This is a genomic window from Escherichia sp. MAL-1, assembly GCF_052948035.1.
In genome coordinates this window covers 33,379-49,628 of sequence record NZ_CM129609.1, presented here as the reverse complement: position 1 = coordinate 49,628, position 16,250 = coordinate 33,379, and the positions used below count along the sequence as shown (strand labels likewise).

The window sequence follows — 16,250 nt, the reverse complement described above, 5'->3', positions numbered from 1 at the left end:
GTTCCTTAGTTCTGCACTTCTTGAGAGGTGAATTGTTGCTGGCAACGGCGTTTACCCTGAGCCAGCTGTTCCATAACGGTTTTCAGATTGTGCGTCGTGAGTGAGTAGTAGCGTTTAGCGATAATCGCGCTCAGCAAATAACAGATCGCCGGAACAATCGTGAATAGCGCAATAATGATGCTAATCGTGGCGCTGTTCTGCGCTTTTTCTGCCGCATCATATCCGCCATAAGCCAGCATCCAGCCGATAAGAGCGCCGCCGAAGGCCAACCCCAGTTTGAGCACAAACAGCGTGCCAGCAAAACTGATCCCGGTCAGGCGTTTACCATTGCACCACTCGCCGTAGTCGACGGTATCGGACATCATTACCCACTGGATAGGTGTCACCAGTTGATGCAACACACCAATCACGAAGATGAAGACAAACATAGTGATGCTGGCCTGCATGGGAACAAAGAACATCGCGAGGCTAATCACTGCCAGCAGGGCGTTCGTCCACCAGAAGATAGTGACTTTACATTTCCAGTCGGTCAGAGGTTTTGCCAGTGCGGAACCAATCAGGTTACCCACGCAATAAGTGGTGAGAAAAGCGACAAACACTTCCGGCGAGCCCAAAATCCATGTGACGTAATACATCATCGCCCCACCGCGTACGCACACCGCCAGGATATTGAAAATGGTTAGTAAACCGACAATCCGCCACTGGTCGTTTTGCCAGATATCACGTAAATCTTCCCGCATAGACGTTGTTGTAGGTGGTGCTTCAACGCGTTCTTTAGTGGTGAAGAAACAAAATGCCAGCATCATGAATGCCACCACGGAAAGGACCGCGATACCGCCCTGGAAACCGAGTGGTTTATTATCACCGCCAATTAAATTAACCAGTGGCATCATCAGAACAGTAGAAAGCATGCCTCCCGCGGTCGCCAGCACAAAACGCCAGGATTGCAGCGAGATACGCTGAGTCGGGTCATTGGTGATTACACCACCCAATGCGCAGTAAGGGATATTGACGACGGTATAAAGTAAGGTAAGTAGGGTGTAAGTAATTGCTGCATAGATCATTTTGCCGTTCATACTGAGATCTGGCGTGCTATAGGCCAGTACACAGACGATCCCGAATGGCAGTGCGCCAAACAGTACCCACGGACGAAATTTACCCCAGCGAGAGCGCGTTCGATCGGCCAACAACCCCATGCAAGGATCGGAAATCGCATCCAGTGCACGAGCGACCAAAAACATGGTTCCGACAAAACCGGCAGGAATGCCAAAAATATCGGTATAAAAGAACATCATATATAACATTACGTTATCGAAAATAATGTGGCTGGCGGCGTCTCCCATGCCATAACCAATTTTCTCTTTAACGGACAACACTTCACTCTTCATCTGCTTTTCCTTGATGCTATAGGGGTGCTGAGACCGATAACGCATTTTGTAAACCATCCCTGTGAGAGCGAATATTCCGATATCTGGTTATTAATTTATGATTCTTGTTTTATGTGATCGTGGTAGCGTTAATTCCGCTCATATATCATTGTAAAATATGGGTTTTATATGAACTATAATGCTTTCGTGATAATACGCTGCGTGTATTAGGCGGAAAAAACTGATCTGGGGGATGTAGAAACTCAAGGAAGTAGCTATAATGCGCCCCGCCTCCATGTAGCAATCGAGGCGCGGAAGATCGTCGTCTCCGGTGAGGCGGCTGGACTTCAAATCCAGTTGGGGCCGCCAGCGGTCCCGGGCAGGTTCGACTCCTGTGATCTTCCGCCAAAATGCCTCTCCTGACGTTCTCCAACCCCTTGTAATACTGTCAATCCAGATATTTTCTACTGCTCAATATTCAATCGGCTTCAGGAATACCTGGTCTAAGGTTTTGTGATGGACGATGAGCGGCTGAAGAATCCGCCTGTCGGTTCTTCTGTCCTCGAACGCATCCGCGATATTCACGCCAGTATGCGCCGTGTTTATTTGCAGGTGATTTGCCCCCCTGCTGACTCTCAGCCAACTGTATCGCCATTAAGGTGAAGATGTTGTTTTACTCGCCCCAGAACACCCTTTTTTATACGACTATTCTATTTCTTTAACCGCTGGCGAAAAAAACTGACTATAAACTTCACCAATAATCAGACTGCCATCAAGATTAATTTGTTCATTTAATATATCAAATCAACTTGTTTTATTTTTACTATCAAAAATAGCTCATTACCTTACTATAATTAATATATAAATTCGGTAATTAATTCTTAACATGCTTTTGCTAATAATCTCAATTGCTGGCCCTATAATATTGCGCTAGCATTGCTTTCTGGTTGTATCAGCGATACTCAAAAATTCTTAATACAATACTCATTCGACTGGTACTTATTTGTAACTCAGTTATATTTTTTCGCCCGGTGATTCAGAAGAATGCAAAAAACGGCTACCACTCCATCAAAAATACTTGATCTCACTGCCGCGGCATTTTTACTTGTCGCCTTTCTGACGGGTATTGCGGGCGCTCTTCAGACTCCTACCCTAAGTATATTCCTCGCAGATGAACTGAAAGCCCGTCCTATAATGGTAGGTTTTTTCTTCACCGGTAGCGCTATTATGGGAATTCTGGTCAGTCAATTTCTGGCAAGGCACTCCGATAAACAAGGCGACCGTAAATTACTGATTCTGCTATGTTGCTTATTTGGAGTGCTGGCCTGCACGCTTTTTGCGTGGAATCGCAACTACTTCATTCTCCTCTCAACGGGCGTACTTCTGAGTAGTTTTGCTTCCACCGCAAACCCGCAAATGTTCGCCCTCGCCCGTGAACACGCCGACAGAACAGGCCGTGAGACGGTCATGTTCAGTACATTTTTACGTGCTCAGATCTCGCTTGCCTGGGTTATCGGGCCACCGCTCGCTTATGAACTGGCAATGGGATTTAGTTTTAAAGTGATGTATCTCACCGCTGCCATCGCATTTGTTGTTTGCGGACTGATAGTCTGGTTGTTTTTGCCATCAATACAAAGAAATATTCCTGTCGTTACCCAACCCGTAGAAATTTTACCCTCCACCCACAGGAAGCGGGATACGCGGCTACTTTTTGTGGTCTGTTCAATGATGTGGGCGGCGAATAATCTCTACATGATAAATATGCCGCTATTTATTATTGATGAACTGCATCTAACCGATAAACTGGCTGGGGAAATGATTGGTATCGCTGCCGGTCTGGAAATTCCGATGATGTTAATCGCAGGCTATTACATGAAACGTATTGGCAAGCGACTATTAATGCTCATTGCTATCGTGAGTGGAATGTGTTTTTACGCCAGCGTACTCATGGCGACGACTCCGGCGGTTGAGCTGGAATTGCAAATTCTTAATGCCATCTTCCTTGGTATTCTCTGTGGTATCGGCATGCTTTATTTTCAGGACTTGATGCCTGAAAAAATAGGCTCTGCGACAACGTTATATGCAAATACTTCACGCGTCGGCTGGATTATCGCCGGCTCTGTTGACGGAATTATGGTTGAAATCTGGAGCTACCATGCGTTGTTCTGGCTGGCGATAGGGATGTTGGGTATTGCGATGATTTGCCTGCTGTTTATTAAAGATATTTAGCTCACCAGTCTGGGCTAAGAAAAATCGGCGTGGCGCAAACAGAGCCATCCTCGCCATTTTTGCTATCATGCCTGCATACATAAACGACAAAACAGTATGCAGAGGGAAAAATGGGTTCCACCAGAAAGGGGATGCTGAACGTTCTGATTGCCGCCGTGTTGTGGGGAAGTTCAGGGGTCTGCGCGCAATACATCATGGAGCAAAGCCAGATGTCGTCGCAGTTTTTGACTATGACGCGTTTGATATTCGCCGGTTTGATTCTACTGACGCTGTCATTTGTTCATGGCGATAAAATCTTTTCTATTATTAACAATCATAAAGATGCCATTAGCCTGCTGATTTTTTCCGTGGTTGGCGCGCTAACTGTACAGCTCACTTTTTTGCTAACCATCGAAAAATCGAACGCAGCCACGGCAACGGTGCTGCAATTCCTCTCACCGACGATTATCGTCGCCTGGTTCTCACTGGTGCGTAAATCGCGCCCGGGCATTCTGGTTTTCTGCGCTATTTTGACATCGCTGGTCGGGACTTTTTTATTGGTGACACACGGTAATCCGACGTCATTATCGATCTCTCCTGCCGCGTTGTTCTGGGGCATTGCCTCGGCATTTGCTGCTGCATTCTATACCACCTATCCCTCAACGCTAATTGCCCGCTATGGCACGTTACCAGTCGTCGGCTGGAGTATGCTGATTGGCGGTCTGATTCTGTTGCCTTTTTATGCCAGACAAGGAACAAACTTTGTCGTTAACGGCAGTTTGATTCTGGCGTTTTTTTATTTGGTGGTCATTGGTACGTCCCTGACATTTAGTCTGTACCTGAAAGGAGCACAATTAATTGGCGGTCCAAAAGCCAGCATTTTGAGCTGTGCAGAACCATTAAGTAGCGCGCTACTCTCTTTGCTGTTGCTGGGGATCACGTTCACATTACCGGACTGGCTGGGAACGCTGCTGATTCTGTCATCGGTGATTTTGATTTCAATGGATTCCCGTCGCCGCGCCAGAAAAATAAATCGTCCGGCGCGGCATGAGTGAGAATTACCAGCCAGGCACCGCGCCACCGTTAAAAATGGTTTCTGCCGCTTTAGCGACTTCGGGTGATTGATAAGATTGCAGAAATTCCTTCACGTTTTCTGCATTCTTATTATCTTCCCGTGCCACCAAAATATTCACATACGGCGAATTCTTATCTTCAATAAATACGCTGTCGTGCACCGGAGAAAGCCCTGTCTGCTGAATGTAAGTGGTGCTGATAATCGCTACATCAACTTTGGGATCATCCAGTACGCGCGGGAGCTGCGCCCCCTCGAGTTCCATAATCTGCAAATGACGAGGATTATCGGTTATATCCAGCGCGGTAGGTAATAACCCTTTTCCCTCTTTCAGAGTAATTAGCTTCTCTTTTTGCAACAGTAAAAGTGCGCGACCAAGGTTGGTCGGGTCGTTGGGGATCGCCACTGTCGCGCCTTCTTTTATTTGCGCCACGGTTTTGATTTTTTTGGAATAACCCGCCATAGGGAAGACAAACGTATTTCCCACCGCTACCAGTTTATAACCATGCGCCTGATTATCTTGTTCAAGAAAGGGTCGATGCTGGAAGACATTCGCATCAAGTTCGCCATGATTTGTCGCATCGTTCGGTAGCAACGAACCGCTAAATCCTACCAGTTCAACATCGAGGCCATATTTCTCTTTTGCCACCTTTTTAGCGACTTCCGCGACATCTTGTTCTGCGCCATTTATAACGCCAACTTTAATGTGTTTTGCATCGCTGCTACTCTGGTCGCAACCTGCCAGCAGAATTCCGGCCAGCAATAATGCGGCCCCTGTCCGTAGATGATGTGTTGTCAGTTTCATTTTTTTATCCTTTTATTAATGATTACCTGACTATAGCGGTAAGGTCGCTGCGGTTTAAAAAACGAAACGCTATCGATAAGAATAAAAAGGAATAAAAGTGGAATATAAAGTCTGGCACTTCTTACTGACCACGCAAGCGCGTTTCGTACAGCATGATGAGAGCGATGAAAGCAAACTACACTTATGCTTCATTCGATACACATTTGTAAAAGGTTGAATCCATGAAACCAACGACACTACTGCTTATTTTCACTTTTTTCGCTATGCCAGGCATCGTATACGCCGAGTCGCCTTTTAGCTCACTGCAGTCCGCAAAAGAGAAAACCACGGTATTACAAGATTTACGTAAAATTTGCACGCCACAGGCGTCATTATCAGATGAAGCGTGGGAAAAGTTAATGTTGTCAGATGAAAACAATAAACAACATATACGCGAGGCCATCGTGGCGATGGAACGTAATAATCAGAGCAATTATTGGGAAGCGTTGGGTAAGGTAGAATGCCCGGATATGTAAGAACAGCAACAACTACTGACCAACGCTTCTTTACCTGATATCAGGATTTCTTCATTTTCACCTTTGCAGTAACCAACAATGCAGTCAGCAACATCAATGTGCCGGACAACATCAACGGCGAAGTCAGACCAATATTATCCAGCGCATAACCGCCGATTGCCGCGCCACAGGTATTAGCAAGCTGAATAACCGCCACCTGAATAGACCCGGCTTTTTCTGCCTGATCGGCCAGCGAGCGGGTGATCCACGTTGACCAGCCGACGGGAACCAATGCAAAAGTTAGCCCCCAGATAATCGCCACGCCGGTAGCAACGATTTTATCGCTTCCCCACAACGTCAGTACCAACGCACTCACAGCCAGTATTAACGGCGCGCCTGCTAAGGCCAGTTTTACCGAACGTTTAAGAATGAACGACGAAAGCGACGTACCAATAAAGCTGGCGATACCAAAACTCAACAGCACCAGCGTTAAGCCATCCACGCCGAATCCCGCCAGGTTCATATACACCGGGCGAATATACGTGAAGAAAGCAAACTGCCCGGCGAAAGACATGAAGATGGCGATCATCCCTGCCATCACACCCGGACGTTGTAATAAGCGGAAAGTATTTTGTTTCTGATGCGAGGGTTCGCCTGGCAGTGAAGGCAATGATTTGATAATCCAGAAAATACACAGCACGCCCATCACCGCCGCCGCATTAAAGACATTGCGCCAACCGATAAGCTCGCCTAAAAAACTGCCCAACGGCGCGGCAATCACCAGCGCAATAGAAACCGCGCCGAAGATCACCGACAGCGCCTTCGGCACCGTACGCGGCGGCACCAGACGCATGGTCAGCGACGCCGACATCGCCCAGAACCCGCCCAGCGCCAGCCCCAGACAGGCACGACCGATTAAAAGCAAACTGAATGAGTTAGCAAAGGAAACCAGCAAGCAGGAGAGCGTCAGCAAAACGGCAAACAAAATAACAACGTAGCGGCGGTCAGTAGCCTGAATTGTCTGGGTAATAAACAAACTGGCAAACATTGCCACAAAGGCGGTCACGGTCACCGATTGCCCGGCAACCCCTTCCGAAATGCCTAAATCCTGGGCCATTGGCGTCAACAAACTGACGGGCAAAAACTCAACGATAATCAGACAGGCGACACAAAACGCCACCGAGAAAACGGCTGACCAGTTCGGTCGGGTGATGGCATCCGCGCCGCGGTTTTCGGCAATAAATTCACTCATGGTGTTACCCGTGGCATGTTTCAGGGGAAAAGCCGACCACTTTAACATTGAAATGTGTGACGCATTTAACGTTTTTGCAACTTTTACGGTGTTGCTTGAGCTGGAGTTAAGATCGAAACGGAACAGGGCAAAGATTACCGGATGCGGCGTGAACGTCTTATCCACCCGACAGGTCAGGCGCGGTCTGTAGGCTGATAAGACGAAGCGGTTTTAATGCAGCCAGTGAACGCCCTCGGCAGGCTGAAAGAACGCGTTATAGCGCATCTGAAAAGCATTAATATCCTGCATTTCAGGTTCGGTTTCGCGCAGAAACCCCAGCGCCAGCCTGACCTGAGCATCGGTAATCGGCGCGGCAAGACGGGCTTTTTGTAAAATCCGATGCCATTGCAGCAGGTTCTGTTCGCTACCATCGACAATGACAATTTGCCAGATGAGCAACACCTGCGCGGCGTTTTGCAGGTGCGACTCATCCGGACGATGCAAATAACGTAAAAATTCGTCACCGGCTGACTTTCCCATTTGATCGACCATCGACTCCACGGGTATGACATCGATATTCAGCCGATCGCTGAGACGGCGAATCGCTTTTCTGGCCCCGGATGTCAGCACCCGAAAACCAACCACAAACACCACTGCCAGCGTGGCGAGCATTATCCAGATCATGAGTTCTCCTGCGTAATCAGAACTCATGATATCTGGAAACCCTCGCCAGTTACTAATCCACCAGAATAATCTTCAGTGCAAACAGAGCTGCGACCACCACCACACACAGGTTCAGATCGCGCCAGCGCCCGGTGCACACTTTCATGATGCAGTACGACATAAAGCCGAGTGCAATCCCTTCGGTGATCGAGAAAGTAAAGGGCATCATCACCGTGGTAATAAACGCAGGCACCGATTCGGTAAAATCATCCCAGTTAACGCGCGCCAGGCTCGAAGTCATCAGCACGCCAACAAAGATTAACGCTCCGGCGGTTGCGTAAGGAGGAACCATCGCCACCAGCGGTGAGAAGAACATAACCAACAGGAACATAACGCCAACCACAACCGCAGTCAGCCCCGTGCGGCCACCGACTGCCACACCAGAAGTACTTTCAATATAGGCAGTAACAGACGAGGTGCCGATAAACGCACCCGCCACCGAACTGACGCTATCAACATACAGCGCCTTATTCATATTGGGGAATTTACCGTTACCATCTATTAAGCCCGCTTTATCAGTTACACCAATTAATGTTCCTGATGAATCAAATAGGTTGATCAGCATAAAGGAGAAAATGATACCGGCGAGTTCAAGTGTTAACGCGCCGCTCAAATCTACTTCACCAATGACGCCGCTAATATCAGGCGGAATGGAATAGACGCCGCTAAAATGAACATCACCGAAAAATAATCCACAGCAAGACGTCACCACAATAGAAACCAGCACCGCGGCATGAAAATGACGTGATGACAACACGGTTATAATAAAAAACCCTAAAATACCTAACAACACGCCGTGAGAACTTAAATCGCCAATCATCACCAGCGTGTCTTTATTGGCGACAATAACGCCAGTATTTTTTAATCCCATTAAGGCGATAAATAATCCAATTCCGCTGGTGATACCAATACGTAAACTTAAGGGAATGTTGGAGATCATCCAGTACCGGATACGAAACAGCGTGAGCAAAAATAGTCCAACTGCGCCCCAGAATATTGCGCCCATCCCGGTCTGCCAGGAGATGCCCATCGCCCCCACGACCACGAAGGCAAAGAAGGCGTTCAGCCCCATTGCCGGAGCCAGCGCCACGGGTAAGTTAGCAAATATCCCCATCGCAATACTGCCGATACCGGCAATCAAACAGGTGGTAACAAACACCACTTTCGGGTCCATTTGTGCCGCGCCGAGGATTTGCGGGTTCACAAAAACGATGTACACCATGGTTAAAAAAGTGGTCATCCCCGCAATCAATTCTGTGCGGACGGTGGTCCCATGCTGAGGTAGTTTAAATAATCGCGAAAGCGTCCCTGATTCATTACTCACGTAATCGGTATTGTCATTATTCATTTTTTTGTCCATTGGAGGAGATTTAATCCCTTGCTTTTGTAAAACAAATGACAACAACGGTTCAGTGATAATTATCACATTTCAATTGCACATTAATGGATATTCTTTAATAATCTCGCGACGTTTCTTTATGATAAATAATAATCAAATTGATAAAATCAAAATGAGAAAAATATGAATAATTCTATTAACCATAAATTTCATCACATTAGCCGGGCTGAATACCAGGAATTGTTAGCCGTTTCCCGTGGCGACGCTGTTGCCGATTATATTATTGATAATGTCTCTATTCTCGACCTGATCAATGGCGGAGAAATTTCCGGCCCAATTGTGATTAAAGGACGTTACATTGCCGGTGTTGGCGCAGAATACGCTGATGCTCCGGCTTTGCAGCGGATTGATGCTCGCGGCGCAACGGCGGTGCCAGGGTTTATTGATGCTCACCTGCATATTGAATCCAGCATGATGACGCCGGTCACTTTTGAAACCGCTACCCTGCCGCGCGGCCTGACGACCGTTATTTGCGACCCTCATGAAATCGTCAACGTGATGGGAGAAGCCGGATTCGCCTGGTTTGCCCGCTGTGCCGAACAGGCAAGGCAAAACCAGTACTTACAGGTCAGCTCTTGCGTACCCGCCCTGGAAGGCTGCGATGTTAACGGTGCCAGTTTTACCCTTGAACAGATGCTCGCCTGGCGGGACCATCCGCAGGTTACCGGCCTTGCAGAAATGATGGACTACCCTGGCGTAATTAGCGGGCAGAATGCGCTGCTCGATAAACTGGATGCATTTCGCCACCTGACGCTGGACGGTCACTGCCCGGGTTTGGGTGGTAAAGAACTTAACGCCTATATTACTGCGGGTATTGAAAACTGCCACGAAAGTTATCAGCTGGAAGAAGGACGCCGGAAATTACAACTCGGCATGTCGTTGATGATCCGCGAAGGGTCCGCTGCCCGCAATCTCAACGCGCTGGCACCGTTGATCAACGAATTTAACAGCCCGCAATGCATGCTCTGTACCGATGACCGTAACCCGTGGGAGATCGCCCATGAAGGACACATCGATGCCTTAATTCGCCGCCTGATCGAACAACACAATGTGCCGCTGCATGTGGCATATCGCGTCGCCAGCTGGTCGACGGCGCGCCACTTTGGTCTGAATCACCTCGGTTTACTGGCACCCGGCAAGCAGGCCGATATCGTCCTGTTGAGCGATGCGCGTAAGGTCACGGTGCAGCAGGTACTGGTGAAAGGCGAGCCGATTGATGCGCAAACCTTACAGGCGGAAGAGTCGGCGAGACTGGCACAATCCGCTCCGCCATATGGCAACACCATTGCCCGCCAGCCAGTTTCCGCCAGCGACTTTGCCCTGCAATTTACGCCCGGAAAACGCTATCGGGTCATTGACGTCATCCATAACGAATTGATTACGCACTCCCACTCCAGCGTCTACAGCGAAAATGGTTTTGATCGCGATGATGTGAGCTTTATTGCCGTACTTGAGCGTTACGGGCAACGGCTGGCTCCGGCTTGTGGTTTGCTCGGCGGCTTTGGCCTGAATGAAGGCGCGCTGGCTGCGACAGTCAGCCATGACAGCCATAATATTGTGGTGATCGGTCGCAGTGCCGAAGAGATGGCGCTGGCGGTCAATCAGGTGATTCAGGATGGCGGCGGGCTGTGCGTGGTACGTAACGGCCAGGTACAAAGTCATCTGCCGTTACCCATTGCCGGGCTGATGAGCACCGACACGGCGCAGTCGCTGGCGGAACAAATTGACGCCTTGAAAGCCGCCGCCCGTGAATGCGGTCCGTTACCCGATGAGCCGTTTATTCAGATGGCGTTTCTTTCTCTGCCAGTGATCCCCGCGCTAAAACTAACCAGTCAGGGGCTATTTGATGGCGAGAAGTTTGCCTTCACTACGCTGGAAGTCACGGAATAATAAAAAAAGCCCGGCGTCATGCCGGGCAAAAGTCACCAGTTACGTTTATGCCACTGTCAACTGCTGAATTTTTTTCTCGCGGCGGATTTTGCGTTCTTCCATTACCGCCACTATCGCCATCAGGCAGATACAACCAATCGCGGCGATATCCAGCGCGGCGAAGGTGCCTGCCCAGCCGGTAAGGCCGAATACCGGCGTCCCATCGGCAATCATTCCCAGACCTAACTTGGCAAAGCTGTCACCAATCAGGTAAGCAAAGGTGCCTTTAATACCATCGGCAGCGCCAATCGCTTTTTTAGGTACAAAGCCAACAGCAGCCACACCAATCAACAATTGCGGGCCAAAGACCAGGAAACCCAACGCAAAGAGAGAAGCCAGATAGATATATTCGTTACTGGCATGTTGATACACACCGAGCGTGGCGATAATCAGCGCCAGCGCGATGCAGGCCACCAGGCCACGGCGACCGTTCGCCAGGTCAGAGAGCCAGCCCCACAGCAGCGTACCGACCAGCGCACCAGCTTCAAACAGCGTAAAGCCCTGAATCGCCACCGCTTTAGAGAGTTTCAGTTCCTGGAACGCGTATACGGTTGACCACTGGTCGATACCAATACGTACCACATAGAGGAAAATGTTGGCGAAGCACAGCAGCCAGATCACTTTGTTTTTCAGCACATACTCAACAAAGATCTGCCACTTGGTCATATCGGTAGATTCTGTCTCTTTGTCCTCTTCGCTGATCTCCTCGCCGAACAGTTCTTCAGCTTTGCCGAGGCCATAAGATTCCGGGGAGTCGCTGCCGTAACGCAGGCCGATAAAACCGACAATCAGCGCGATAATCGACGGGAAGATAAACATGCCGATGACATGGCCATCGAACAGGTAATTTGCCCCGAACAGCGCCACACCTGCTGCGCCTGCACCGCCAAGGTTGTGAGAAATATTCCAGAAACCGAGGAATGTCCCGCGTTTACGACGCGGCGTCCATTTGGTGATGGTGGAGTAACTGCACGAACCGCCGGTACTCTGGAAAAAGCCGCTTAAGGCGTAGAAGGCAATCATCAGGAACAGGCTAACCGAGCCGCTGCCCATACTGGCACTGAAGCCCAGCATACAAATAGCAGAGAGGATCAGCATGAACGGCAGGAATTGTTTGGTGTTTTTGCCGTCGGCGTAGTAGGAAACCAGCGTTTTACCCACGCCATAAGTGATGGAGAAACCCAGGCCGATCATCCCCAGCTGCGTCATGCTCAACCCGTAGGTCGAAATCATATCGTTCTGCGCGATGTTAAAGTTCTTGCGAATCAGGTACATCGTCAGGTAGCCGATAAAGACCACCAGGTAGGATTGCATGAACGGTTTGAACCACATTTTGCGCCGCACTTCGAGCGGAAGGTCCAGGGTCGGCTTGCGAACCTGGTTTAAGAAAGCCAGCATGGGTTACTCCTGAAATGAATACCTGCGTGAGGCATGCATTGTAAAAATCAGCAGCAAATCAGGCCTGAGATAGCGTCCAGGCAAAACCTGGAAAATTTCTTAGTTTTGCCGGATATGAAGTGAAAAGGTGAGATGCATCACGCTTCGCGCGGTGTCTGGGCGTTCAAAAAGGGCAGTAACAGCAGTGCGGAAATCCCGGCGGCGATAGAGATAACCACAAAAAATCCGCTCCAGTGCCAGGTATCGAGTACTTTCGCCAGCGGCCAACCAGCAAGCGACGCCCCCAGATAAGCAAACAAGCCGACAAACCCCGTCGCCGCCCCTGCCGCCTCTTTGTGGGAACACTCTGCCGCCGCCATACCGATTAACATCTGTGGGCCAAAGACAAAAAAACCAATGGTGAAGAAGCAGGTTGCCTGCATCACGTAGCTGGCAAATGGCATCAGCCACAGGGAGCCGACTGAAAGCAAAATTCCGGCGGCGAAAATCAAATTCATCGGCCCTCGGTTGCCGTTAAACAATTTGTCCGAGCCCCAACCCGCTACCAGCGCACCGATAAATCCACCCAGTTCAAACATCGTCACTGCCGTATTCGCCGTGACCAGATCGACGCCCAGCGTCTCGGACATATACAAATTGCCCCAGTCGTTGATCGCCGCCCGGACCACATAGACCAGCACATAGCAAAACGAAAGCAGCCAGATATACGGATTCAGCAACACATATTTGGTGAGGATCTCTTTACGCGTCAGCCCTGCCCCTTCTTGTTGTTGAGCTATCTCCAGCGCGTCGTGTCGCCATTCACCGACCGCCGGTAAACCTAACGCCTGCGGGCGATCGCGCAGCCGCCAGCAGAGAAAAATTCCCACGACGATCGCCATACAACCAGCAATCATCATCCCGGCACGCCAGCCGTAATGTAGTGCAGCCGCTGCCATCACAATGGGAATGAGTGCGCCGCCGACGTTATGCGCCGTGTTCCATAATGCCCACCAACCGCCGCGCTCGGTACGAGAATACCAGGCGGTTAACAGACGCGCACACACCGGTGAACCCCAGCCCTGGAAAAAGGCGTTCAGCACCCAGAGTACGGCAAACGCCCATAGCGACGTCGAGAAGCCAAACAGAATGTTGATAATGCCCGTGGCGATAAGCCCTATCCCCATAAAATAACGGGCATTTGAGCGATCGCTGACAATGCCGGAGACAAACTTCGACACGCCATAGGTAATGTAAAACAGGGTCGCTAACAGGCCGATATCGCTACGGCTGAGCACGCCGTTAGCAAGGATTTCTGGTACGGCGGCGTTAAAACTTTTCCGCGTGAAGTAAAACAGCGCGTAACCCAGCCAGATGGTCAGCAGAATATGCCGACGCCAGTAGCGATAGCGGGCATCAATTTCATATTTATCAGTCATTAATGGCGCATCGGCAGGCGCTTTCAGAAACGGCAACATCATCAAACCTTAGACATAGCGTTGAGGTAGAGAAACGCTGACACGCGTGCCGTGCAGACAGGAAATGTGTAATGTGCCACCCAGCGCCGTTACGCGCTCGCGCATTCCGGTGAGGCCAAAACCTTGTTGCCCGGAACCCGGCGGCAAACCGCTGCCATCGTCTTCAATAACCAGCATCAACCGTTCATCCTGCTGCCAGCCTTGCAGGGTGACCGCGCTGGCATCAGCATGTTTCACAATGTTGTTCAGCCCTTCCTGGCAGACACGAAACAGCGTCACGCGCTGGTTTTCGCTTAACGCTGATTCATCGATTCGCCATTCGAGATGGCTGACAATACCGCGCCCTTCCAGCTCCATTTCCCGCATCAGTGAGCGGATGGCCTGCTCCAGGGTGAGATCATCCAACTGGCGCGGACGTAACCGACCCAACAAACGGCGCACCGCGTCGTAAACGCCCAGCGATAGTTGTTCGATGAGCTGCCCGCTCTGCTTCACGCTGGCGTTATCTGCCGCCAGCCGCTGAACAATGCCCGCCTGAGTACGAATAGCAGTGATGGTCTGACCGATATCATCATGCAGCTCACGCGCCACATCACGGCGCACGCTCTCTTCGGTTTCCAGCAACCGTTCAGCCAGATGCTGATTGCGCGCCAGTTCCTTTTGCAGCGACTGGTTAAGTTCACGCAACCGCTGGATGCCAGCGCCAAGCAACAACCCTGTCAGACTTTGCACCAGCAGCGAGAGCAATAAATCCACCGGATGATCGCGCCAGGTTTGACTGGCGATCAGCGCGATGGCGTTCATCAACGTCGCAATCAGCGCCCCTTGCCAACCATAGTGCCAGGCCAGCGCGATAATCGGCAGCGCCAGACAGAATGGCGTAAAGCGCGACAGTTCGTCCGGCAATCCCAACTGGAGCCAGAGACTGATAACAAACAGCAGCAAGTACCAGACCAGATGTCGCCCGCGCCAGTTGATTGGCTGAGAAACCAGTGACGGGCCGAGCGGCAGCCAGGTGTTATTGGCGAGATAGTGCCAGAACACCAGACATATCGGGGCCAGCGTCAGGCCGCCAGTTAAAGTCAGCAACAGCGCATTCCACGACTCTTTGCCGTGCCAAAGCCAGGGCAGCGACTGCAACAACGCCGCCGCCGTTAACGCCGCCCCCTGTAACAGCAAGGTGCGCCAGTCACGCTGATGGCGATAGCGCGAGATCAGCGCTACGGGCAGTAACGTCAGTAAACTACCGATCATCAATAACGGAAAATGGGTTAAACCGACCGCCTGCGTTAGCCAGTAAATCAGCAGCCACTCCGCGCCCAGCAGCACCGGCCAGTATCCGCGCGGGCATTGCAGCATTAGCCCCAGACGCAGACCAAACGGAAATAACAGCACCGCCATATCAGGGCGCTCAACCAGATGCAGGCTGATACTCCACAGGCAAAACCATGCGGCAGAGAAGATAAAAAAGCAGGCAATAACGGTAATTAAGCGGGAGAACAACGTCTTCATCACCAGCCATCAAACATGCGGCGCGCCAGCTCTACGTCGTTACTGACGCCCAGTTTTTCCATCAGATTGGCGCGATGGACGTGTACCGTTTTCGGTGACAAGCCCAGTTCGGCGGCAATCTCTTTCACCGCCATTCCTTGCGCCAGTTTTTCCGCCACCTGGCGTTCACGTTTGGTTAGCGGGTCCTGACGACCGGATGCCAGTTTAATGGCAATATCCGGCGTCAGATAACAGCCGCCCGTGGCAACCGTATGCACCGCAGCAATGAGTTCATCCGGACTACAGCGTTTGGAAAGAAAGCCGCGTGCCCCCGCGTTAAGCGCCTGCTCAACCAGCGCAGGACTGTCGTGAACGGAGAGCATAATCGTCGCCATACCTTTCGGCAGCTGGCTTAGCAGCTCCAGACCGGAGATATCGGGCATGGAGATATCGCAAATACACACCTGCACACCGCGCCCCGGCAGCCCCGCCAGCGCCTCGCGCCCCGAACCAAACTCGGCAACTACCTGCAAATCAGGTTCCAGCCCCAGCAGCTGCGCAAAGCCGGAGCGGACGATGAGGTGATCGTCTATAAGGGCAACGGTGATCATGGTCTTGTCCTGGCGGGTAAAAAAAAACGCGCTTACCTTAACGATAAGCGCGATGTTGTTCAAGC

13 protein-coding genes, 1 tRNA gene and 1 pseudogene are annotated in these 16,250 nt (G+C 50.6%); 6 read left to right on the top strand and 9 right to left on the bottom strand.

The features are described from left to right. Positions 1-5: 5 nt before the first annotated feature. Entirely contained in the window at positions 6-1,388 is a 1,383-nt protein-coding gene (locus ACU8XX_RS00245; RefSeq protein WP_000834433.1) for a glycoside-pentoside-hexuronide family transporter, read from the bottom strand. Between the two features lie 292 nt (positions 1,389-1,680). On the opposite strand from ACU8XX_RS00245, the gene ACU8XX_RS00240 reads away from it, so the two are divergent. The 4 genes and pseudogenes from ACU8XX_RS00240 to ACU8XX_RS00225 all read left to right on the top strand — a co-directional run bounded on the left by ACU8XX_RS00240 (position 1,681) and on the right by ACU8XX_RS00225 (position 4,630). Then, positions 1,681-1,775, top strand: a tRNA-Sec gene (locus tag ACU8XX_RS00240). Positions 1,776-1,853: 78 nt separating this feature from the next. Further along, positions 1,854-2,015 (top strand): annotated as a pseudogene (gene rhuM / locus ACU8XX_RS00235) (RhuM family protein); the annotation flags it as partial. 396 nt (positions 2,016-2,411) lie between these two features. Further along, on the top strand, positions 2,412-3,596 hold the full coding sequence (locus tag ACU8XX_RS00230) for a sugar efflux transporter (protein ID WP_001172876.1): 1,185 nt from the start codon (positions 2,412-2,414) through the stop codon (positions 3,594-3,596). 110 nt (positions 3,597-3,706) lie between these two features. Further along, on the top strand, positions 3,707-4,630 hold the full coding sequence (locus ACU8XX_RS00225; protein WP_000535960.1) for a carboxylate/amino acid/amine transporter: 924 nt from the start codon (positions 3,707-3,709) through the stop codon (positions 4,628-4,630). Positions 4,631-4,633: 3 nt separating this feature from the next. On the opposite strand, the gene nlpA is transcribed toward ACU8XX_RS00225, so the two are convergent. After that, positions 4,634-5,452 carry a lipoprotein NlpA gene (nlpA, locus tag ACU8XX_RS00220; protein WP_000779426.1) on the bottom strand — a complete coding sequence of 273 codons (819 nt, stop codon included), beginning with the start codon at positions 5,450-5,452 and terminating at the stop codon, positions 4,634-4,636. Between the two features lie 221 nt (positions 5,453-5,673). On the opposite strand from nlpA, the gene yicS reads away from it, so the two are divergent. Further along, a complete protein-coding gene (gene yicS, locus ACU8XX_RS00215) occupies positions 5,674-5,967 on the top strand; it encodes a protein YicS (protein ID WP_000805509.1) in 294 nt (97 codons plus the stop codon). Between the two features lie 40 nt (positions 5,968-6,007). Here the strand turns inward: yicS and nepI are convergent, their stop codons facing one another. The 3 genes from nepI to adeQ all read right to left on the bottom strand — a co-directional run bounded on the left by nepI (position 6,008) and on the right by adeQ (position 9,248). After that, positions 6,008-7,198 (bottom strand): purine ribonucleoside efflux pump NepI, encoded by a 1,191-nt coding sequence (gene nepI, locus ACU8XX_RS00210; protein WP_001288549.1) that lies wholly within the window; start codon positions 7,196-7,198, stop codon positions 6,008-6,010. Positions 7,199-7,408: 210 nt separating this feature from the next. After that, positions 7,409-7,861, bottom strand: a complete 453-nt coding sequence (locus tag ACU8XX_RS00205; RefSeq protein WP_001300927.1) for a DUF1198 domain-containing protein — start codon at positions 7,859-7,861, stop codon at positions 7,409-7,411. A gap of 52 nt (positions 7,862-7,913) precedes the next feature. Next, complete coding sequence (gene adeQ / locus ACU8XX_RS00200) at positions 7,914-9,248, bottom strand: adenine permease AdeQ (protein WP_001058151.1); 1,335 nt, start codon at positions 9,246-9,248, stop codon at positions 7,914-7,916. A 174-nt stretch (positions 9,249-9,422) separates the two neighbouring features. On the opposite strand from adeQ, the gene adeD reads away from it, so the two are divergent. Beyond that, complete coding sequence (gene adeD / locus ACU8XX_RS00195) at positions 9,423-11,189, top strand: adenine deaminase (protein ID WP_001065695.1); 1,767 nt, start codon at positions 9,423-9,425, stop codon at positions 11,187-11,189. 45 nt (positions 11,190-11,234) lie between these two features. Here adeD and uhpT read toward each other — a convergent pair whose 3' ends face one another. From uhpT to uhpA, 4 genes are all read right to left on the bottom strand, one after another. Continuing rightward, positions 11,235-12,626 carry a hexose-6-phosphate:phosphate antiporter gene (gene uhpT / locus ACU8XX_RS00190; protein ID WP_000879194.1) on the bottom strand — a complete coding sequence of 464 codons (1,392 nt, stop codon included), beginning with the start codon at positions 12,624-12,626 and terminating at the stop codon, positions 11,235-11,237. A gap of 137 nt (positions 12,627-12,763) precedes the next feature. Continuing rightward, entirely contained in the window at positions 12,764-14,083 is a 1,320-nt protein-coding gene (uhpC, locus tag ACU8XX_RS00185) for an MFS transporter family glucose-6-phosphate receptor UhpC (RefSeq protein WP_000936566.1), read from the bottom strand. 9 nt (positions 14,084-14,092) lie between these two features. Continuing rightward, on the bottom strand, positions 14,093-15,595 hold the full coding sequence (gene uhpB / locus ACU8XX_RS00180; RefSeq protein ID WP_001295243.1) for a signal transduction histidine-protein kinase/phosphatase UhpB: 1,503 nt from the start codon (positions 15,593-15,595) through the stop codon (positions 14,093-14,095). After that, positions 15,595-16,185 carry a transcriptional regulator UhpA gene (gene uhpA, locus ACU8XX_RS00175; protein ID WP_000633668.1) on the bottom strand — a complete coding sequence of 197 codons (591 nt, stop codon included), beginning with the start codon at positions 16,183-16,185 and terminating at the stop codon, positions 15,595-15,597. The genes uhpB and uhpA overlap by 1 nt, the downstream gene beginning before the upstream one ends. Positions 16,186-16,250 lie beyond the last annotated feature (65 nt).

Bases quoted from the DNA above. Each gene is read 5' to 3' on its own strand.
- uhpB (WP_001295243.1), bottom strand. From the start codon at position 15,595: ATGAAGACGTTGTTCTCCCGCTTAATTACCGTTATTGCCTGCTTTTTT.
- uhpT (WP_000879194.1), bottom strand. From the start codon at position 12,626: ATGCTGGCTTTCTTAAACCAGGTTCGCAAGCCGACCCTGGACCTTCCG.
- yicS (WP_000805509.1), top strand. From the start codon at position 5,674: ATGAAACCAACGACACTACTGCTTATTTTCACTTTTTTCGCTATGCCA.
- ACU8XX_RS00230 (WP_001172876.1), top strand. From the start codon at position 2,412: ATGCAAAAAACGGCTACCACTCCATCAAAAATACTTGATCTCACTGCC.
- uhpC (WP_000936566.1), bottom strand. From the start codon at position 14,083: ATGTTGCCGTTTCTGAAAGCGCCTGCCGATGCGCCATTAATGACTGAT.
- nlpA (WP_000779426.1), bottom strand. From the start codon at position 5,452: ATGAAACTGACAACACATCATCTACGGACAGGGGCCGCATTATTGCTG.
- adeD (WP_001065695.1), top strand. From the start codon at position 9,423: ATGAATAATTCTATTAACCATAAATTTCATCACATTAGCCGGGCTGAA.
- adeQ (WP_001058151.1), bottom strand. From the start codon at position 9,248: ATGAATAATGACAATACCGATTACGTGAGTAATGAATCAGGGACGCTT.
- nepI (WP_001288549.1), bottom strand. From the start codon at position 7,198: ATGAGTGAATTTATTGCCGAAAACCGCGGCGCGGATGCCATCACCCGA.
- uhpA (WP_000633668.1), bottom strand. From the start codon at position 16,185: ATGATCACCGTTGCCCTTATAGACGATCACCTCATCGTCCGCTCCGGC.
- ACU8XX_RS00205 (WP_001300927.1), bottom strand. From the start codon at position 7,861: ATGATCTGGATAATGCTCGCCACGCTGGCAGTGGTGTTTGTGGTTGGT.
- ACU8XX_RS00245 (WP_000834433.1), bottom strand. From the start codon at position 1,388: ATGAAGAGTGAAGTGTTGTCCGTTAAAGAGAAAATTGGTTATGGCATG.
- ACU8XX_RS00225 (WP_000535960.1), top strand. From the start codon at position 3,707: ATGGGTTCCACCAGAAAGGGGATGCTGAACGTTCTGATTGCCGCCGTG.